Raw genomic sequence first — 18,222 nt, forward strand, 5'->3', positions numbered from 1 at the left:
TACGGCATTTCCGCAGTGGTCCGGTACTGCCCGTTCCGGTTGCCTTGCGCGTATTCGAGGACGGAAGGCGGGAGCACTGACATGTCAGACCGTGAGTGGTGCGCGCGGTGCCACCGGATGACGGGCGACCCGGTGATGATCGGGGCGGTGGAGTCCGGATCCGGGCCCGGCGCGATCGTGTACGCGTGTCCGTCGTGTGCCCTTGAGTACGCGGCGAACTGGTTCGCGCCCGACTGGCTGCGCGAGGATCTGGCCGCACGGGGTATGGAGGCTGGTGGGCTCCGTGGAGCCTGAGCATTGCTGGCGTATCGACCGCATCCCCGGCAAGCCGGTACGGCAGACGCCGGAGGGTGGCCTTGTTCTCCCCTTGTGGTTGCTCTGCGACGGGGAGCACTGCGCCGACCTCGAACTCCCGCTGTCGGCTGCCGAGGCAGACAGATTGCGTGTGGAGCTGTCGCTCTCGGCGGACTACTAAGAAGTGCTTAAATCCGGCGGTCACCTCCCTCGCGCCTGTCGGAAAAGCACCTGGACGACGGCCTTTTTAGGGTGCCCCAGTGTCGTTCCCTGCCCCTCCAGGGGCTGGAGGTACGCCATGCACCCACAGGACCGACCATCCAACCGACGACGCCCTTCCCTCCGCTACCAGGGGCGGGTCATCCAGGTAGACGGCTCCGAGAGCGAACGTCTGCGAGGCGAGCTGGCCCTCGTCATCCGCCAGCTCCTGGTCTGGGCACGGAAGGCCAAGACATGAACATGAGCGCAACAGGTCCGTCCGACCTGGCCGTCTCCCCGTTCGGGGTGCCGACGGTCCTGCTGCGTGGCGAGGTCCGGGTCGCATGGGTCGGACGGTGTTCGACCGAGGAGCAGCAGGATCCGCGGCAGTCCTTGCTGCGGCAGTTGGAACGCTGCAAGTCGGCCCTCCCCGATGCCTGGTTCATCGTCTGCCACTTCTTCGACGTCGAGTCCGGCCGGATGGAGCTGGAGGCCCGGGGCCGGGGCACCGGCTACGAGCGGTTCGGGATCCCGGTCGCTCGCGACGGCGGCATCGCGGACCTGCTCACCGAAGCCGCGTGCCCGGATCGCCGCTTCGACGCCGTCATCTGCGAGAGCACGTCCCGCGTGGCCCGCCGCATGTACGAGAACCTTTCCGTCGAGCGGGAGTTGGAGCGAGCCGGAGTCCCTCTCTTCGCCTGGAACGAGCCGATCAAGCTCGACGGTGGACGCGCTCAGCAGATCCTCCAGCGCCGCATCAACCAGTCCGTCGCCGAGTACGAGGTGTTCAACGCCCTGGAGACCTCCTGGGGCGGCCTCTGCACCCACGTCCGCGAGGGCTGGAACATCGGCAAACCACCGTACGGCTACCGCGCCCGCCAGTACCGCCACCCCAACCCCGCCAAGGCCGACAAGGGCGCGACGAAGTCCCGTCTGGAGCCGGACGGCGCGAAGGCCGAGACGGTCACGCAGATCGCCCTCTGGCGCTACCACGAGAGCCTCGGCTACTCCGCCATCGCCGACCGGCTGAACACTGACCTCGACCGCCACCCGCCGCCGGAGCCACCAGGCCCCGCACGGGCACGCGGGGCCTGGAGCAAGTCGACCGTCTGCGAGCTTCTCCGCAACCCCAAGTACACCGGCTACCAAGTCTTCAACCGCCGAGCGTCCCGCTCCAAGCGCGGAGCCTGCAACGACCCGGCCCTGTGGGTCTGGTCGCCGGAACCCGTCCACGAGCCGCTGATCCCCAAGTGGATGTTCGACGAGCTTGCCGCGCGCCGCCTGGCCGGTCGCGGTTCCCGTAGCGGGGGCGCACCCAACACCCACCCCGCCACCCGCCGCACCTACGTCCTGCGCGGGATGGTCCTGTGCGCCTGCGGACGCCGCATGTACGGCAACGAGCGCCACCGCACGACCTATTACGCCTGCTGGCCCCGGGCCAACAATCGCGGGCGTCCGGACACGTACGCGGGACATCCCAAGACCCGGTATGTGGGCGAGACCGGTCTCTTGGAGGCCATCAACGCATTCTTCGCCGACCGCGTCTTCGGCCCCCACCGCCGTACCTTGCTCGCCGCCGACCTCGCCACGGCCGACGACCACGCCGCGCGCCAACGAGAAGCGGAACGCGATCTCCATCAACGCACTCTCGACGACATCGTCCGCCGCCAGCACAACGCACTCCGGCAGGCACAGGACTGCGAGGCCGGTGACCCCTTCGCGCAGGGCCTGCGGCAGACCTACAACGAGCTGGAAGCCGAGCGTCGAGCCGCTGTCGCAGCGCTGTCGGACCTCAACGAGGCCGAAGCCGGAGCGGTCGATTCGCCCCGCCCGACCGCCCAGACCGCCCGCCTGCTCGACGCCCTTCCCTACCTTGCGCTGAACCTCTCCCGCGCCCCCGAACGTCTCCAGCGCCGCCTCTACGAGATCACGAGGCTCACCGCCCAGCTCCACCCCGACACCGACGACGTCACCCTCACGATCCGGCTCCCCGCCGACCGGCTGTCCGAGATCGCCGACGCCGCGCAGGGTGCCGGACATGCGAGAGGGCCCGCGACCCAAAAGATCGCAGGCCCTTCTCGCCGTACAGATGCAGCACGTGCCCCCGGCAGGATTCGAACCTGCGACACCCGCTTTAGGAGAGCGGTGCTCTATCCCCTGAGCTACGGAGGCGGGGGTCGGCCCCGAAGGGTGACCCAGGACAGGTTAGCGGATGGGGGAGGGGGGTGGTGCCGGTCAGGGGGTGATGGGGTCGCCGATGGCGTTGCCGGTGGCGTTGCGGATGGCTTCGGCGAGGCTCTCGTGGGCGTCGGCGAATTCCTTGGGGTCCGTGCCGGCGAGGAGGGCGGCGCCGATGTGCTCGCTGATGATGCGGAGGGCGGCCGTGGCCGACGCGGCGTGCAGGCGGATCTGGAGGTCGTCGGCGGGGAGCCGCAGGCGTACGGCGACGATCTCGGCCATTTCGCGCTCGATCTGGTCGCAGGCCATCAGCCAGGCGGTACGGAGGGCCGGTTCGTCGTCGGCGAGCCGGATCATCTTGAGGGCGAGGGCGTCGTCGGCCCGTACGGTCTCGTCCGCCTCGCTTCTGTATCTGCGCTGTTCCGCGCTGATGTGCTCTTCGAGGGAGAGCTCCGGGGGCCAGCTGCGGAGCATGGACATCTCCCACTCCACGCCCTTGTACACGATGGGCTCGGCGCAGCTCTCCTTGCTGCGGAAGTGGCGCCAGATGGTGCGTGTGGAGAGGCCCACGGCCTCGGCGATCTGGTCGCCGCTGGTGCCGTCCACGCCCTGTTCCCAGAAGAGACGGGCCGCTTCCCGTGAGATCTCCAGCCGCAGACGGCGGCGGCGTTCGTCGCTCATCCCGCTGCGCTTGGTCGAAGCCGCGCCCGCCATCTCCACTCCCTGCTCACGTCACCTCAGCACACCAAGTGTCATAGTGGCAGTAAGTGACGTCGGGCGTCACATCGGCTCGGCCTTCGTCAGCGTTGCCGTTGCCGTTGCCGTTGTCGTTGCCGCTTCCGTCCCCTCCTCCGCCAGGCGCTGCGTGCTCGTCGTCGTCTTGAGGGGCTTCTCCTGGAGGAACAGCACCGCGATCAGCGCCAGCAGCGCGAAGGGGGTCGCGCAGCGGAAGAGGTCGGCGGTCGCGGCGCCGTAGGCCTGTTCGGGGCGGGTGCCGCCGGACGCGGCCAGCTCCGCCGTGACGCGGTGGGCGAGGAGCGCGCCGAGGACGCTGGTGCCGATGGTGCCGCCCATGCTGCGGAAGAAGGAGAGTGCGGAGGTCGCGCTGCCGAGGTCGGCGGCGCGGACGTCGTTCTGGGCCGCGAGGACCAGGTTCTGGGTGAGCATGCCGACGCCGGTGCCGAGTACGGCCATGAAGAGGCTGAGCGGGACGAGGGACGTAGTGGCGTCGATGGTGGAGAGCAGGGCGAGGCCGGTGGTCATGAGGGCCGCGCCCGCGACCAGGTAACGCTTCCAGCTGCCGGTCGCGCTCACGAGCCGTCCCGTGACGGTGGAGGCGACGAGCGAGCCCAGGACCAGCGGCAGGCTCATCAGGCCCGCGGCGGTGGGGGACTTGACCAGGGCGACCTGGAAGAACTGGGAGAGGAAGACGGTGCCGCCGAAGAGGGCGACGCCGACGAGCAGCGAGGCGACGGTGGTCAGGGCCACGGTGCGGTTGCGGAAGATGTCCAGCGGGACGACCGGCTCCGGCGCCCGCGCCTCGACGGGGAGGGCCGTCGCCAGCAGCAGGGTGCCGGTGGCCGTGAGGGCGCCGGTCTCCCAGGACAGCCAGCCGAAGCTGCTGCCCGCCAGCGAGACCCAGATGAGCAGCGCGCTCACGCCGCCCACGATCAGGAACGCGCCGAGGAAGTCGATCTTCACCTCGGGGCGGCGGCGTACGTGGGGCGGTACGCGGGGCAGGTCGAGGGTGCGCTGCAGCAGCGCGATGGCCAGCAGCGCGAACGGGACGCCGAAGAAGAAGCACCAGCGCCAGCCGAGCCACGAGGTGTCCACCATGACGCCGCCGATGAGTGGCCCGGCCACGGTCGCGGTGGTGAGGACGGCGCCGAAGACGCCGTTGTACCGGCCCAGTTCGCGCGGCGGGATGACGGCCGCGAGCACGACCTGGGTCAGCGCCGTGAGCCCGCCCGCGCCCATGCCCTGCACCACGCGGCTGAAGATCAGCGTCTCGGCGTTCTGGGAGAACCCGGCCAGGAGCGAGCCGATGACGTACAGGACCAGGGAGAGCTGGACGAGCAGCTTCTTGTCGAAGAGGTCCGAGAGCTTGCCCCAGAGCGGCACGGTCGCCGTCATGGCCAGCAGCTCCGCGGTGATGACCCAGGTGTAGGCGGACTGGCCGGCGCCCAGGTCGGCGGTGATGCGGGGGAGGGCGTTGGAGACGACCGTTCCGGCGAGGACGGCGACGAAGAGGCCGACGACGAGACCGGACACCGTCTGGAGCACCTGTCGGCGGGCCCTCGTTCCCGTTTCCTCGGTCATGTCGTTCGGCCTCCCTCGGTCACGTCGTGCGGTGCGTGCGGTGCGTGCAGTGCGTCAGGAACGTCCGGTCGGTCCGGTGGGGAGGAGGCCTACGGCCTTCAGGCGCTTGTTCGAGCAGCGGGCGGCCCAGGCGACGACCAGGAGCGCGAGGCCCAGCAGCGGGTAGCCCATGAGGACCTTGGCGAAGCCGAGCGAGCTGACCTGGTCGGTCTCGTACAGCCAGTACTGGACGGCGAAACGGGCGCCGAAGACCGCGGTCAGGGTCAGGGTGGCGATGTCGTAGTAGAGGCGCGAGCGCTTGTCCGCGCGCCAGAGGGTGCCCTTGCCGGTGGCCGAGTTCCAGAGCAGGCCCGCCAGCGGCCACCGGACGAGCACGGAGGCGAGGAAGAGGATCGCGCCGCCCAGGCTCGCCCAGATGCCGATGAGGAAGAAGTCCTTGGCCGAGCCGGTGTACCAGGAGACTCCGGCGGCGACCGCGACGCCCAGCACCCCGCCCAGCGCGGGCTGCAGCGTCTCCTTGGTCCGCAGCCGCTCCAGGGCGACGGCTCCCGCGGCGACGAACGCGGCGATGATCCCGAACTTCAGCCCGCGGGAGTTGTTGGCGAGAACGAACGCGATGACCGGGATCACGGAGTAGACGGCGCCCTTGGTGCCGCCGATCTGTTCGAGGACCGTGGGCCGCTTCTTGGGGGCTTCCGCCGCCTCGTTCGGCGGCTGCTGCGGCTGCTGCGGCTGCTGTGGCTGGTGCGGCTGGTGCGTCTGCATGGGGAATCGGGCCTTCCGGGGTTGGGGACGGGCGAGTGCGATCGCGACTTCCGTCGCTTCGTCACTTAATGACAGCGTGTCATTTAGCGACAGTGCTGGCTACCCCGGATTATGTGACCTGAGTCACATGATGAGCGCGAGTGGGCACAAAAGTGCCGCGACGGGCGGTAGTTGCCCGTCGCGGCTCTCAAGTGCGGTGTGGCGGCGGCCGGTTAAGAGGAGTCCCCCGCGGCTGTGGCTGTGGCTGTGACTGCGGCAGCTCAGCGGTCGATGTCCCAGGGCATGACGATGCCGTACTTCCACAGGTACGCCGACAGGAGCGCGGCGCAGATCACGAGGCCGACCGTGGTCAGGGCGATGTTCCGGCGGCGGACGCGTGGGTCCAGGGCGCGCTGGGCGGCCTCGGTGACCTTGCGCTTGGTCCAGCGCAGCACGAGCTGGGCCCAGATGAACTCGGTGGCCCAGACGGCCATGCCCGCGAAGATCACCAGCCAGCCGGGACCCGGCAGGGGCAGCATGATCACGCCGGCGACGACGATCGCGAGGCCGATCAGGAAGACCCCGGCCTGCCAGCCGAGGTGCAGCGTCCGGGAGCGCCTGATGAAGTGCGGCGCCCTGGAGCCGAGCGGCTTCTCGTCCGCCCCCGCGTCCTCGGGGTCGTCGGGCTTGGTCACCTCTATGGGCTCGGGTCCGCTCCCGGCCCCGGTTCCGGCCTTGGTCCCGGCCTCAGTCCGGGCCCCGGTTCCGGCCTCGGCCTCGGTCCCGGTCCCGGTCACGGCCCCGGGCTCGGCGGCCCGCTCGTGACTGTCGCTTTCCGTCTGGTTCACCACGTCAGATCAATCCCTTGCTGGCTGTCGCATGCTGGCGATCGCACTTGTCACTTTGTGACGCCATCAACAGGGTTCCAGGTTGCGCCGGAGGCGAGGAATACGGAGGGGTGAACACGCGGACACGCCCCGGGGTCAACCCGGGGGGTGCGCGGAGCGTCCTCGGTGGTGGAGACGTCCGGGTAGGGCGGGGTAGGGCCGCGTAGGGGTGGTGTGTCCCCCTGTGTCGCCGTACGGGGTGGAAGGGGACCGGCGTGGAACCTGACCTGTTGTCCGTGGTGTCGCTGAGAGACCGGCGGGCGGTGGACCCGGAGCTGGTCGGAGCGAAGGCCGCCGGTCTCGCGCGGTCGGCCGCAGCGGGGCTGCCCGTGCTGCCGGGGTTCGCCGTGCTGCCGCGGCGGCTGCCTCCCTCGGCGGGCGGGGGCGTGCTGCGCGCGGCCTGGCGCGAGGTGAGCAGGGGCGGGACGCGGCCCGTGGTCGTACGGTCGTCGTTCGCGGGGGAGGACGAGGCCGGGTCGTCGATGGCGGGGCGCTTCGAGACCGTGCTGGACGTGCGCGGGTGGGAGGAGTTCCTGCGCGCCGTCGCGACCGTCTTCGCCTCCGGGGACGGGCGCGGGGGCGCCGTGCTGGTGCAGCCCATGCTGCACGCGGTGGCGGGCGGGGTCGTGTTCGGGGTGGATCCCGTCGCCGGAAGGGCCGACCGGGTGCTGGTGAGTGCCGTACGGGGCGGCCCCGACCGGCTCGTCGGCGGGAGCGTGCGCGGGGCGCTGTACGCACTCACCCCGCGCGGACGCGTCGTGGAGCGCCCCAGAGACGCGCCGCAGGTCCTGCGGCGCGCGCAGCTCTGGCGGCTGGCGCGGCTCGCGCGGCGCACCCGCGAACTGTTCGGCGGGCCGCAGGACATGGAGTTCGGCTTCGACGGGGACGGCACGCTCTGGCTCTTCCAGTCCCGGCCCGTCACTGCGGTGGCGCCCCGGGTGCCGCGCGGCGCGCGGCTGCTGGGGCCGGGGCCCGTCGCCGAGACCTTCCCCGGAGTCCTCCAGCCGCTGGAGGAGGACCTCTGGCTCGCCCCCATGTCGCACGGGCTCACACTCGCGCTCGACATCGCCGGTGCCGCGCCGCGCCGCGCGCTGCGTACGGTGCCGCTGGTCACGACCGTCGACGGGCGGGCCGCCGCCGATCTGCGGCTGCTCGGCGCCGTGCCGCACCCCCACCCCGTCCTCAGCCATGTGAACCCCGCCCCCGGCGCCCGTCGCGCCTCCGCCGCCTGGCGGGTCGGGCGGCTGCGCGCCGCGCTGCCCGGACTCGCAGCGGACCTGGCGGCCGACACGGACCGGCAGCTCGCCGCGTTCCCGCCGCCCGCGCGGATGCTCGGCGGACAGCTCCTCGCCGCGCTCGCCTGGGGACGTTCCGCGCTCTCCGCACTGCACGCGCAGGAGTCGCTCGCGGGCGCGCTGCTCGGGCCCGGGCCCGGGCCCGGGCCCGAGCCCGGGAGCGGGAGTGGGACGACGGGCGCGTCCGAGGCGCTGGCGGTCCTGGCGGAGGGGCGGCGGCGCGGGCTCGGCGACCACGCGCTGCTCGTACGGAATCCGGTGCTCCTCTCGCTCGTACCGCCGTCGCTGGCGGACGAGGAGGCGTGGGCCGGGTTCCCGGCGCGGACCGTACGGACCGTAGGGGCGGCCGGACGGACCGGCATGCCGCGCGGCGTCGGGGCGCTGCCCGCGCGGGAGGCGCTGCGGCTGCGCGTGCGGTGGGTGCAGGAGATGCAGGCCGCCATGGCGCGGGAGCTGGCCGCGCGGTGGTGCGCGGACGGCGTGCTCGACAGCCCCGCGCGCCTCGCGCAACTGCGCTGGGACGAGGTGCTGGAGCACTCCCGTACGGGCGCGCTGCCGGACGGCTTCGAGGCGCGCGTACCGCGCCCGTGGACGCCGCCGCTGCCCGCCGCGTTCCGGCTGGCCGAGGGGAGGCCGGTCGCCGAACGGATACGCGCGGCCCGGGGCGAGAGCGCGAGCGAGGGCCAGGGTGAGGGCGCGGGCGGCGGCATCGGCGCCGGGACCGTATGGGACGGCACACACGGGGAGCCGCCGGAGCCGCCGGAGCGGGCAGCGGTGCTCGTCGTACGGACGCTCGATCCGGCGCTCGCCACCGTGCTGCCCCGGCTCGCCGGGCTGGTCGCCGAGACGGGGAGTCCGCTCTCGCATCTCGCCGTGCTCGCCCGTGAGTACGGGGTGCCGACCGTCGTCGGCCTCCCCGGGGCGACGGAACGGTTCCCGCCCGGGACCGAGGTCTCCGTGGACGGGAGCGGGGGCACGGTCGAGATCCTCGCACCGGCGCCGACAGCACAGACACCACAGGCCGCGCAGACAGAGCAGACCGCGCAAACAGAGCAGACCAGGCCGCCCGTGCCCCCCGCCGAGACGGTGGGCGTGACGTGAAGTACCTCAGCCTCCTGATCGGCTTCGCCGCCGCCGCGGGCGCGGCCGTCTATCTCGTCGTGTACCTCTACCGGTGGGAGTGGCAGCGCGCCCTGCTGTCCGGGACGCTGCTGCTCGCCATCGAGGGCGTCCTCGTCTGTACGGTCCTGCTGTTACGCCTCGACCGGCTGGAACGGCACGTCAGGGAGCTCAAGGAGAGCAGCCGGGCAGGAGCCCCCGCGCCTGCCCCCGCCCCGGACCCGTATGCCGACGTACGCCGCCACCTCAACGGCTCCAACGGAACCGGCAGTTCCACCGGCCCCTTCGCCTGGCTCGACGTCAAGGACGGCGGTAAGGGAGAGCGGACGTATGTGTTCGTGCCCGTGCTCGTCGTCGCGGGCGCCGCGCTGTCCGGCGCGGCCTGGCTGATCCAGAAGATCGCGCAGACGACGGCGCGCGGCGCCGACCACCGGCTCGCGGGGCGGCTCGTGGGCCTGACGGCGCCCCCGCTGCCCGCCGACGCGCAGACCGTACGGCTGGAGGACCGTCCCGCCGTCGCCTCGCGGAGCCCGTGGCGGCTCGTGGGAGGCGTGCTCGCCGTCGCGCTCGTGATCATGCTGCTGTCGGCCGGTTACGACAGGCTCGCGGACGCCACCCAGACCCGCGAGGAGGCCCGCCCGGCGCGAACGGCCGCCACCACGGTGGTCTTCCGCGTCGACGTGCGGCGTGCGCGCCCCGGAGGCACCGCCGCCCGGCTCGCCGCGCAGGGGCTGTGGGAACGGTGCCGCAGCTCGACCTCGGCCCATCTGGAGCACGCGCCGCTGAGCCGTCTCGAACGGGACGTCTACGTCGGCGTCGTACGCCCGGGGCTGTCCCCGCACAACCTGATGCGGCTGCGCGGCTGCCTCACGGACGTACATCAGGACCGTGCGACGGCACGTGTCCTGGGGGAGGGGCAGGCGTCGCGCTGAACCATGAACGGCACGTCGCGGGGGCGAACTTGGCGGCGCGCGGGGGACGCCGGGCGCCCTCCCGCTTACGCTGACAGCCTCCGCCCCCTCTTATGAGGCCTTATGAGGCGCCGCGACATGCCCCTTGCGAACCGTTCCCTCTCCCGTTTACCGCCGCTCCCTCCCCGCGTGCGCAAGCCCCTCAAGGTGCTGGGCTGCTGCGTGCTCGGCTACGCCCTGCTCTGGGGTGCCAGTGCCCTCGGCATGCTCGGCCTCTCCGCGTGGGCCCGCCACGACGGGCGTACGGGCGGGGAGACGGTCGCCGGGATCCGGCACTTCCAGCGCGTCGACGGCACCCTGTGGCGCGGCTCGGCGCCCGGCCCCTCCGGTTACCGCGCACTCGCCGCGCGCGGCGTCGCCACCGTGGTGGACCTGCGCGCCGAGGACCTGACGCCGCGCCAGCTCGCCGGGCCCGGGGAGGCGGGGATGCGCACGGTCCGGATCCCGGTCCGGGACGGCCAGACGCCGGACGAGGCGCAGTCGGAGGCGTTCCTCAGGGTGGTCCGGGAGTCCGACGGACCTGTGTTCGTGCACTGCGGCGCGGGCGTCGGGCGTACGGGCTCGATGGCCGCCGCCTACCTCGTACGCACCGGGCAGGCCGACGGACGGCAGGCCGCGCTGCGGATGCTCGCGGTCGGCCCGCCCTCCGTCGAACAGGTCTACTACGCGCTCCGGCTCAGCCGCGACGACAGCGACCAGCCCCCGGCCCTCGTCGAATGGACGAGCCGTGTCCTGGACGCCCCCCGGAGGATCCGGGCGGCGAACTGAGGCCCCTGCCCCGGCGGACCGGCGGACCGGCGGACCGGCTCACCGGCTGACCGGCGGACCGGTGTCACGCGACGCGCAGCACGTGCTTCCCGCGGACGCCGCCCGCCTCCAGGGCGCGGTGCGCCTCGGCGATCGCGGACAGCTCGTGGACCGTGTCCACGACCGGGCGCAGGGCGCCGGAGTCCACAAGGGCCGTCACCTCGGCGAGGAGGTCGTGGCGCGGGTCGCCGCTGAAGGCGCGGATGCGGCGGGAGCCATGGCGGGCGGAGGCCAGGACGACGGCGAGGGCCCGTACGGGGTGGGTCATGTCGAAGGCGATGGCCACCATGCGCCCGCCCGGCGCGAGCAGCCGGCGGTACGCCGCGTGCTCGCTCCCCGCCGTGTCCAGCACGACGTCGAACGTGCCCAGCTCGGAGGGGTCGCCCAGCGCCGTACGGTCCACGGCCGTATCGGCGCCCAGCTCGCGGACGTACTCCAGGCCGCGGGGGCCCGCCAGCGCCGTGACGTGGGCGCCGAGCGCCTTGCCGAGCTGGACGGCGACGCTGCCGACCCCGCCGGCGGCCCCGCGCACGAGGAGCCGCTCGCCGGGACGGAGGCGCGCCTTGTCGCGCAGCGCGGTGAGCGCGGTCGTCCCTCCCGCGAGCAGCGAGACGCTCTCCTCGGGGGAGAGGTCACGCGGCGCGAGCGCGAGGTGCCGGGGGCGTACGGCCACGTACTCGGCGGCGCTGCCGAAGCGCCCGCGTGGCAGGATCCCCCACACCCGCTCGCCTTCCTTGAGGCCGTGCACGCCGGAGCTCCCGGCGACCTCGCCGGTGAAGTCGATCCCGGTGCGCTGCGGGAAGCGGCGGCCGGTCACCAGCCGCGCGTGGCCCGAACGGCCGTGCAGTTCGCCGCCGTTGACGCCCACCGCGCGCACCCGCACCAGCACCTCGCCGGGCGCGGGAACGGGGGCGGGGACCTTGGCCTCGTACAGGACCTCGGGCGGTCCGAAGCGGTCGTAGAGGGCGGCGCGCATCTCGCTCATGGTCATCTCTCCTGGCTCGTGGTCACTGCTCTCACCTGCGCCAACGAGCCAAGTGGAGGGACCCTTCCAGTTCTCCGTAAAGTGAGAGACATGTGTGCACAGCCCTCTCGGAACGAGACCGGTACGCCGCGCGCGTTGCGTGCCGACGCCCTGCAGAACCGGGACCGCATCATCGAGGCCGCGCGCGCCGCGTACGCCGAGCACGGGATCGACGTGCCGGTCAGCGCCATCGCGCGCCGCGCGGGCGTCGGCGTCGCCACGCTCTACCGCCGCTTCCCGACGCGCGACGCCCTCGTCGCCGAGGTCTTCGCCAAGGACCTCACGGCCTGTGTCGGGGTGCTCGACGAGGCGCTCGCCGATCCGGACCCCTGGCGCGGGTTCCGCACCGTCCTGGAGAAGGTGTCCGCCATGCAGGTCGCCGACCGGGGCTTCACGGCCGCTGTCCTCTCCCGCTTCCCGGACGCGGCCGACTTCGAGCGCACCCGCGCGGGCGCGGAGGCGGGGCTCGCGGAGCTGGTGCGGCGCGCCAAGGAGCCGGGCGGGGCGGGCCGGTCCGGCCGTCTCCGGGCGGACTTCGCACCGGCCGACGTCATGCTCGTCCTGCTGGCCAACTGCGGGGTCGTGGAGGGGGCCGGCGGCTCCGCGCCCGCGGCCTCACGGCGGCTGGTCCGCCTCCTCACCGACGCCCTCCGCGCGGACACGGACGCAGACCCCGGCGCAGACCCCGACGCCGCGCCCTAGGCGCGTTACTTCTGTCCCTGGGTGCCCACGTGGAAGAGCAGCCAGAGGAACCCGGCGAGGAAATGGGTCGCGGCGATGTAGAAGAAGGCGCGCAGAGCGACTCCGCGCGCCTTCCACTCCTCGCTGCCGCCGGGCTCATCAGTCATGGTGCGGTCAAGGGTAGCCCGCACGCCCGAGGGGCGGCCCCGGCTGCGGCCAGGCCCCTGATCAGTAGCGCAGCCCGTGCCCGTACGGGTAGAGCGCGCGGTTCGGGTCCTCCAGGTTGGGGATGGCGACGGGGAGCTTCCCGGACGGGTTGACGTCGCCGTAGACGGTGCGGGCGACGGCGGCCATGGACGGTGCGCCGTAGGAGAACGTCGTCAGGTACGCCGGGATGTCGGGGAAGCGCCGGATGTCGTACGGGTTGCGGACCGCGACGGCGACGACCTTCGTGCCGGTGGCCCGCAGCGCCTCGACGAGCTTGGCCTGCGCGGCGCCGTCCTCCTTGGCCGCGGCGGCGGCGTTGGTGAGGACGAGCGTGACGTCGTGCTCGCGGGCCGCGGCCGTGGCCGCCTCGATCTTGGCGGCCGTGGGCACGGCGCCCGTTTCGAGGGCGGTGCTCTTCTGTCCCCGGCGCTCGGCGACGGCCTTCGCGAGCGCGGCGACGGGGGCCGGGCCCCAGCCGGTGACCAGCACCTTGTGGGCGCCGTCGGCCAGCGGGAGGGCACCGCTCTCGTTCCGGATCAGCGTGACCGTACGCTCGGTGATCGCGCGGGCGTCCGCGAGATGGCGCCGGTTGCCGACCGTACGGACGGCGCGCTCCTCGTTCACGTACGGGGAGGTGAAGATGCCGCGGCGGAGCTTGTGTTCGAGGATGCGGACGACGGAGGCGTTGAGCCGGTCCTCGGAGATCTTGCCCGAACGGACGGCCGCCAGCACCGCGGCGAACGCCGTGTCCAGCTTCGGCGCCAGCACGAGCTGGTCGACGCCCGCCTGGAACGCGCGTACGGGTGCGACGTCCGGCGGGAACTCGCCCGTCGCGCCGCCCATGTCCAGCGCGTCCGTCGCGATCACCCCCTCGAAGCCCAGCTCCTCGCGCAGCAGCCCGGTGACGATCGGGTGCGACATGGTCGCCGGGGCCTTGGTCGCGTCGAGCGCGGGGACCACGATGTGCGCGGTCATGATCGTGTCGACGCCGTTCTTGATCGCCGCGCGGAACGGCGGCAGGTCGATACGGTCCAGCTCCTCCCGCGTGTGCTTGATCTCGGGGAGCCCGGTGTGGCTGTCGACGTCCGTGTCGCCGTGGCCCGGGAAGTGCTTGGCCGCGCTCGCGACGTCGCCCCGGTGGTAGCCGCGTACGGCCGTGGACACCAGCTCGGAGCAGAGCTTGGTGTCCGAGCCGAACGAACGTACGCCGATGACGGGGTTGGCCGGGTTGATGTTCACGTCGGCGCACGGCGCGTAGTTCTGGTTGATGCCGACGGCGTCCAGCTCCGTGCCGATGATCTCGGCGGAACGGCGCACGTCGTGCGTGGAGCGCGAGGCCGCGAGCGCCATGTTGCCGGGGAGCTGGGTGGCGGGCTCCAGCATGCGGTAGACGACGCTGCCGCCCTCCTGGTCGATGGAGACCAGGAGCGGGATACGGGCCTCGCCGCCGCGCGGGTGCAGGGCGGCGCGCTGGAGGCCGTTGGAGAGGCGCGCGATCTGGCGGGGCTCGCGCACGTTGTCGGGGCCGCGGCGCGCGTCGAAGTAGATGACGCCGCCGGGGCGGTACTTGGCGATGATCTCGGCGGGCGTACCCACGCCGTACAGCTCGCGGTTCTTGGCGTGCTCGGTGTCGGCCGCCTGGCCGTAGATCTCGACGACGAAGAGCTGGCCGACCTTCTCCTCCAGCGACATGGAACGGGCCAGCTTGGTCGCGCGGCGGTGGGAGGCCCGGTTTCCGGAGGCCTGGTTTCCGGAGGCCTGGCTTCCGGAGGCGGGCGTCCCGGCCGACGCGGCGGCCGGGACGCCCATCGCCGCCGTGACTCCCGCCACGGTGGCGATGACACGTCTACGAGAGGTGTGCTGGTGCATCAGAACGCGCTCCTCACAGGGCTCACAAGGCTCACAGGTCTCAACGGGTGGGCGAAGCGTAGGAGAAGACAGTAGGAAGACAGCACATGCTCGCAGCGAGCCCCCGCGCCGGACCAGATGCCACGCGGGCCTTCATCGGTCTGGTCCAGTGGCGGTCCGGACGTAACTCTCAGCTCGTGAAGCCCGCCTTCAGCGCCGCCGTCATCCGCACCACGCGCGTCGCCTGGACGCGCGCCGCCTGGAGGGCCGTCTCGTTGACCGGGTTCTCGCCCTGCGCGTCGACGTGCGAGGTGCCGTACGGGTTGCCGTCCACGAACTTGGACGGGTCGGTGTAGCCGGGCGGGACGATGATGCCGCCCCAGTGGTACGCCGTGTTGTAGAGCGCGAGCAGCGTGCTCTCCTGACCGCCGTGCAGCGTCGCGGACGAGGTGAAGCCGCTGTAGACCTTGTCGGCCAGCCTGCCCTCGGCCCAGAGCGGGCCGAGCAGGTCGATGAACTGCTTGAGCTGCGACGTCACGTTCCCGAACCGGGTGGGGGTCCCGAAGATCACGGCGTCCGCCCAGTCGACGTCCTCGGGCGTGGCCTCGGGGATGTCGGCCGTCTCGCGCGCGTTCCTGGCCCAGGCCGGGTTGGAGTCGATGGCGGCCTGCGGCGCCAGCTCGTGCGCGCGGCGCAGCCGCACCTCGGCGCCCGCCCGCTCGGCGGCACCGGCGATCTCCTTGGCGAGGGCGGCGATGGTGCCGGTCGACGAGTAGTAGACGACTGCGAGCTTCACGGGGGTGGGTGTGGGGGTGGGGGTGGCCATGGGGGACTCCGCTCTATGCGAGTAATGCCGGATATTCCCTAAAAGTACCCGCTTGTACTTGTGAGGCGTGTCACAGCGGTCAGGGGAAATAACCGGGGAGCGCGTCCCCGTTTACGAAGGCGTCGCCACGAAGCGGGGAGTGATTCCCCGATTGGCAGTGGGACGCACGCAAGATCTGCGAAGCAAGCACACGCACAGCAGCCACACGCACAGCAGTCACACGCACAGCAGCCACACGCGAAGGACGACCGGAGGAGCGGGACATGAGCGGCGCGACACGTACGGCGACCGGGGCGGGCGCGAGCGTGCCCAGGTCGCGTGCCGACGCCGCCCGTAACCGTGAGCGGATCCTCACCGCGGCGCGCGAGGCGTTCGTCGTCCACGGCCCGGAGGCGCCGCTGGACGAGATCGCCCGCTCGGCGGGAGTGGGGAACGCGACGCTCTACCGGCACTTCCCCGACCGTGACGCCCTGGTGCACGGGGTCGTGCTCTCCGTGACCGACCGGATCGCCGGACGGGCCAAGGAGGCGATGGACGAGGAGGGGTCGCCCTTCGAGGCGCTGCGCCGTTACGTGCGCGGGGCGGCGGAGGAGCGGATCGGGGCGCTCTGCCCGATGCTCTCCGAGCGCTTCGACCGTGCCGACCCGGCGCTCGACGCGGCCGCCACCCGCGTCGAGGACCTCACGCGTCTGCTGCTGGAGCGGGCGCAGGAGGCGGGCGAGGTCCGTGCCGACATCGGCGTCGGTGACGTGACCGTCGCGCTCAGCCAGCTCACCAGGCCGCTGCCGGGAGTGGCCACCCAGGGGCTCGCCCCCTTCGCCGAGCGCCATGTGCAGCTCTATCTGGACGGGCTGCGCGCCCCGGCGAAGTCCGAACTGCCCGGTCAGGCCGCGACCTTGGAGGACCTGCGACAACAGCACTGCGGATCGTGACCCCGCTCGCCCCACGACCCGCGGGGCGTCCAAGCGTCCGATGCGTCCGATGCCGTCGGCATCTGTGATGCCTCTCGAAATATCACTCGAAATATCAGTTGCGCCCGACTCCGGACTCTGATGTTTCTGGTGTTCCTGCCGCGACCGACGGGACTCGCGAGACCTCCTTCTTGACCCCTACCAGCCACCGCTGGGGGCAAAGTCGCCCCTCTTACGCGTACATAACCAACTTTTTACCGAACCGCACCGTGAGGTAGACCCACCCATGCCTGAATCCACCGCCGCCGCGGCCACCGGTCCCGGTACGGCCGCCGGACTCGACCCCAGACGATGGAAGGCGCTCGCCTTCATCGCGATCGCCCAGCTCATGGTCGTGCTCGACGCGACCATCGTGAACATCGCGCTTCCCTCCGCCCAGTCCGACCTGGGCATCTCCGACGCCAACAGGCAGTGGGTGATCACTGCTTACGCCCTGGCGTTCGGTGGTCTGCTGCTCTTCGGCGGCCGCATATCCGACCTGTGGGGACGCAAGCGCGCGTTCACCACGGGACTCGTCGGCTTCGCCGCGGCCTCCGCGCTCGGCGGCGCAGCCGCGAACGAGGCGATGCTGCTCGGCGCCCGTGCCCTCCAGGGCGCGTTCGGCGCGCTGCTCGCCCCGGCGGCCCTCTCGCTGCTGGCGGTGATGTTCACCGACGGCAAGGAGCGCGCCAAGGCCTTCGGCATCTACGGCGCCATCGCGGGCGGCGGCGGCGCCGTCGGCCTGATCCTCGGCGGCGTGCTCACCGAGTACATGGACTGGCGCTGGACCTTCTTCGTGAACATCCCCTTCGCCGTGGTCGCGGCGATCGGCGCCGTGCTCGTCATCCGCGAGCCCGCCGCCACGAAGAACCGTTCCTCGCTCGACATCCCGGGCGTCGTCCTCTCGACCCTGGGCCTGGTCTCGCTCGTCTACGGCTTCACCCGCGCGGAGAGCGAGGGCTGGTCCGAGGGCGGCACGATCGCGATGTTCGTCGCGGCCGCCGTGCTGCTCGCCGCGTTCGTGCTCACCGAGGCCAAGGTGAAGGCGCCGCTGCTGCCGCTGCGCGTCGTCACCGACCGGAACAGGGGCGGTGCCTACCTCTCGCTGGGCCTCGCGGTCATCGCGATGTTCGGGCTGTTCCTCTTCCTGACGTACTACCTCCAGATCGTGAAGGACTTCTCGCCGGTCAAGACCGGTCTCGCCTTCCTTCCGATGATCGCGGGCATGATCACCGGCTCGACCCAGATCGGCGCCCGGCTGATGACCCGCGTCCCGCCGCGGCTGCTGATGGTGCCCGGCTTCGTGGTCGCCTCGGCGGGCATGCTGCTGCTCACCCAGCTGGAGATCGACAGCTCCTACCCGGCGCTGATCCTGCCCGCGCTGCTGCTGCTCGGCCTGGGCATGGGCACGGCGTTCATGCCCGCCATGTCCCTGGCCACGCACGGTGTGCGGCCCAGCGACGCGGGTGTCGCCTCCGCGATGGTCAACACCTCGCAGCAGGTCGGCGGCGCCATCGGCACCGCGCTGCTGAACACCATCGCGGCGAGCGCCACCACGGCGTACGCCAAGGACCACATCGACCAGGTGACCTCGAAGTCCGCGGGCCAGCTCCTGAAGCTGGACGCGATGGTGCACGGCTACACCGCCGCGATCTGGTGGGCGGTCGGCATCCTGCTGGTCTCCGCGCTGATCGCGGGAGTCTTCATCAGCGCGAAGGCGCAGGGCGGCGGCGAGACCCCGGCCCGCGCCGACGGTGACGACGCGGACGGCGTCGAGGACGCCGAGCCCGTCCTGGTGGCGATGCACTGAGGCGGTACCGAACTGAGGTGGCACCGAGGTGACGCCGAGGTGGCACCGAGCGTGACGGTGCGGT

Annotated in this window: 15 protein-coding genes, 1 tRNA gene and 1 pseudogene; 8 read left to right on the plus strand and 9 right to left on the minus strand. The window is 72.2% G+C overall.

Features of this window, described 5'->3' with window-relative positions; genetic code table 11:
* Positions 1 to 81 precede the first annotated feature (81 nt).
* Both ACGF3A_RS38035 and ACGF3A_RS38040 read left to right on the plus strand, forming a co-directional pair.
* Complete coding sequence (locus tag ACGF3A_RS38035) at positions 82 to 294, plus strand: hypothetical protein (protein WP_393735097.1); 213 nt, start codon at positions 82 to 84, stop codon at positions 292 to 294.
* An 837-nt stretch (positions 295 to 1,131) separates the two neighbouring features.
* Positions 1,132 to 1,713: pseudogene (locus tag ACGF3A_RS38040) on the plus strand (recombinase family protein); the annotation flags it as partial.
* A gap of 878 nt (positions 1,714 to 2,591) precedes the next feature.
* Here ACGF3A_RS38040 and ACGF3A_RS38045 read toward each other — a convergent pair.
* The 5 genes from ACGF3A_RS38045 to ACGF3A_RS38065 all read right to left on the minus strand — a co-directional run bounded on the left by ACGF3A_RS38045 (position 2,592) and on the right by ACGF3A_RS38065 (position 6,434).
* A tRNA-Arg gene (locus tag ACGF3A_RS38045) sits at positions 2,592 to 2,664 on the minus strand.
* A 63-nt stretch (positions 2,665 to 2,727) separates the two neighbouring features.
* The gene (locus ACGF3A_RS38050; protein ID WP_393735098.1) at positions 2,728 to 3,384 is read right to left on the minus strand and encodes a TetR/AcrR family transcriptional regulator; all 657 of its coding nucleotides are present in this window, start codon (positions 3,382 to 3,384) and stop codon (positions 2,728 to 2,730) included.
* A gap of 66 nt (positions 3,385 to 3,450) precedes the next feature.
* Positions 3,451 to 4,989: an MDR family MFS transporter gene (locus ACGF3A_RS38055; RefSeq protein WP_393735099.1), complete on the minus strand. Its 1,539-nt coding sequence runs from the start codon at positions 4,987 to 4,989 to the stop codon at positions 3,451 to 3,453.
* A gap of 54 nt (positions 4,990 to 5,043) precedes the next feature.
* A complete protein-coding gene (locus tag ACGF3A_RS38060) occupies positions 5,044 to 5,754 on the minus strand; it encodes a DUF3159 domain-containing protein (RefSeq protein WP_393735100.1) in 711 nt (236 codons plus the stop codon).
* A gap of 260 nt (positions 5,755 to 6,014) precedes the next feature.
* Positions 6,015 to 6,434, minus strand: a complete 420-nt coding sequence (locus tag ACGF3A_RS38065; protein WP_393735202.1) for a TIGR02611 family protein — start codon at positions 6,432 to 6,434, stop codon at positions 6,015 to 6,017.
* Between the two features lie 401 nt (positions 6,435 to 6,835).
* Here ACGF3A_RS38065 and ACGF3A_RS38070 point away from each other — a divergent pair, with 401 nt between their 5' ends.
* The 3 genes from ACGF3A_RS38070 to ACGF3A_RS38080 all read left to right on the plus strand — a co-directional run bounded on the left by ACGF3A_RS38070 (position 6,836) and on the right by ACGF3A_RS38080 (position 10,773).
* Complete coding sequence (locus tag ACGF3A_RS38070) at positions 6,836 to 9,016, plus strand: PEP/pyruvate-binding domain-containing protein (RefSeq protein ID WP_393735101.1); 2,181 nt, start codon at positions 6,836 to 6,838, stop codon at positions 9,014 to 9,016.
* Positions 9,013 to 9,966 (plus strand): hypothetical protein, encoded by a 954-nt coding sequence (locus ACGF3A_RS38075; protein WP_393735102.1) that lies wholly within the window; start codon positions 9,013 to 9,015, stop codon positions 9,964 to 9,966. Before ACGF3A_RS38070 ends, ACGF3A_RS38075 begins: the two co-directional genes overlap by 4 nt.
* A 168-nt stretch (positions 9,967 to 10,134) precedes the next feature.
* Positions 10,135 to 10,773 carry a dual specificity protein phosphatase family protein gene (locus tag ACGF3A_RS38080; RefSeq protein ID WP_393735103.1) on the plus strand — a complete coding sequence of 213 codons (639 nt, stop codon included), beginning with the start codon at positions 10,135 to 10,137 and terminating at the stop codon, positions 10,771 to 10,773.
* Between the two features lie 64 nt (positions 10,774 to 10,837).
* Here the strand turns inward: ACGF3A_RS38080 and ACGF3A_RS38085 are convergent, their stop codons facing one another.
* Positions 10,838 to 11,797 carry an NAD(P)-dependent alcohol dehydrogenase gene (locus tag ACGF3A_RS38085; RefSeq protein WP_393735104.1) on the minus strand — a complete coding sequence of 320 codons (960 nt, stop codon included), beginning with the start codon at positions 11,795 to 11,797 and terminating at the stop codon, positions 10,838 to 10,840.
* 90 nt (positions 11,798 to 11,887) lie between these two features.
* On the opposite strand from ACGF3A_RS38085, the gene ACGF3A_RS38090 reads away from it, so the two are divergent.
* Entirely contained in the window at positions 11,888 to 12,538 is a 651-nt protein-coding gene (locus tag ACGF3A_RS38090; RefSeq protein ID WP_393735105.1) for a TetR/AcrR family transcriptional regulator, read from the plus strand.
* A gap of 5 nt (positions 12,539 to 12,543) precedes the next feature.
* On the opposite strand, the gene ACGF3A_RS38095 is transcribed toward ACGF3A_RS38090, so the two are convergent.
* The 3 genes from ACGF3A_RS38095 to wrbA all read right to left on the minus strand — a co-directional run bounded on the left by ACGF3A_RS38095 (position 12,544) and on the right by wrbA (position 15,398).
* The gene (locus ACGF3A_RS38095; protein WP_393735106.1) at positions 12,544 to 12,684 is read right to left on the minus strand and encodes a DUF6126 family protein; all 141 of its coding nucleotides are present in this window, start codon (positions 12,682 to 12,684) and stop codon (positions 12,544 to 12,546) included.
* Between the two features lie 61 nt (positions 12,685 to 12,745).
* The gene (locus ACGF3A_RS38100; protein WP_393735107.1) at positions 12,746 to 14,593 is read right to left on the minus strand and encodes a glycoside hydrolase family 3 protein; all 1,848 of its coding nucleotides are present in this window, start codon (positions 14,591 to 14,593) and stop codon (positions 12,746 to 12,748) included.
* Between the two features lie 169 nt (positions 14,594 to 14,762).
* The gene (gene wrbA / locus ACGF3A_RS38105; RefSeq protein ID WP_393735108.1) at positions 14,763 to 15,398 is read right to left on the minus strand and encodes an NAD(P)H:quinone oxidoreductase; all 636 of its coding nucleotides are present in this window, start codon (positions 15,396 to 15,398) and stop codon (positions 14,763 to 14,765) included.
* Positions 15,399 to 15,661: 263 nt separating this feature from the next.
* Between wrbA and ACGF3A_RS38110 the strand changes: the two genes are divergently transcribed.
* Together ACGF3A_RS38110 and ACGF3A_RS38115 are read left to right on the plus strand one after the other, a co-directional pair.
* On the plus strand, positions 15,662 to 16,330 hold the full coding sequence (locus tag ACGF3A_RS38110) for a TetR/AcrR family transcriptional regulator (RefSeq protein WP_393735109.1): 669 nt from the start codon (positions 15,662 to 15,664) through the stop codon (positions 16,328 to 16,330).
* Positions 16,331 to 16,595: 265 nt separating this feature from the next.
* The gene (locus ACGF3A_RS38115; protein WP_393735110.1) at positions 16,596 to 18,158 is read left to right on the plus strand and encodes an MFS transporter; all 1,563 of its coding nucleotides are present in this window, start codon (positions 16,596 to 16,598) and stop codon (positions 18,156 to 18,158) included.
* Positions 18,159 to 18,222: the final 64 nt, after the last annotated feature.

Origin of the sequence: Streptomyces sp. NPDC048172, assembly GCF_043202595.1 — a bacterium.
Classification (GTDB): domain Bacteria; phylum Actinomycetota; class Actinomycetes; order Streptomycetales; family Streptomycetaceae; genus Streptomyces.

Coding starts and splice junctions, on each gene's coding strand:
- ACGF3A_RS38035 (WP_393735097.1), top strand. CDS start 82: ATGTCAGACCGTGAGTGGTGCGCGCGGTGCCACCGGATGACGGGCGAC.
- ACGF3A_RS38050 (WP_393735098.1), bottom strand. CDS start 3,384: ATGGCGGGCGCGGCTTCGACCAAGCGCAGCGGGATGAGCGACGAACGC.
- ACGF3A_RS38055 (WP_393735099.1), bottom strand. CDS start 4,989: ATGACCGAGGAAACGGGAACGAGGGCCCGCCGACAGGTGCTCCAGACG.
- ACGF3A_RS38060 (WP_393735100.1), bottom strand. CDS start 5,754: ATGCAGACGCACCAGCCGCACCAGCCACAGCAGCCGCAGCAGCCGCAG.
- ACGF3A_RS38085 (WP_393735104.1), bottom strand. CDS start 11,797: ATGAGCGAGATGCGCGCCGCCCTCTACGACCGCTTCGGACCGCCCGAG.
- ACGF3A_RS38090 (WP_393735105.1), top strand. CDS start 11,888: ATGTGTGCACAGCCCTCTCGGAACGAGACCGGTACGCCGCGCGCGTTG.
- ACGF3A_RS38095 (WP_393735106.1), bottom strand. CDS start 12,684: ATGACTGATGAGCCCGGCGGCAGCGAGGAGTGGAAGGCGCGCGGAGTC.
- ACGF3A_RS38100 (WP_393735107.1), bottom strand. CDS start 14,593: ATGCACCAGCACACCTCTCGTAGACGTGTCATCGCCACCGTGGCGGGA.
- wrbA (WP_393735108.1), bottom strand. CDS start 15,398: ATGGCCACCCCCACCCCCACACCCACCCCCGTGAAGCTCGCAGTCGTC.
- ACGF3A_RS38110 (WP_393735109.1), top strand. CDS start 15,662: ATGAGCGGCGCGACACGTACGGCGACCGGGGCGGGCGCGAGCGTGCCC.
- ACGF3A_RS38115 (WP_393735110.1), top strand. CDS start 16,596: ATGCCTGAATCCACCGCCGCCGCGGCCACCGGTCCCGGTACGGCCGCC.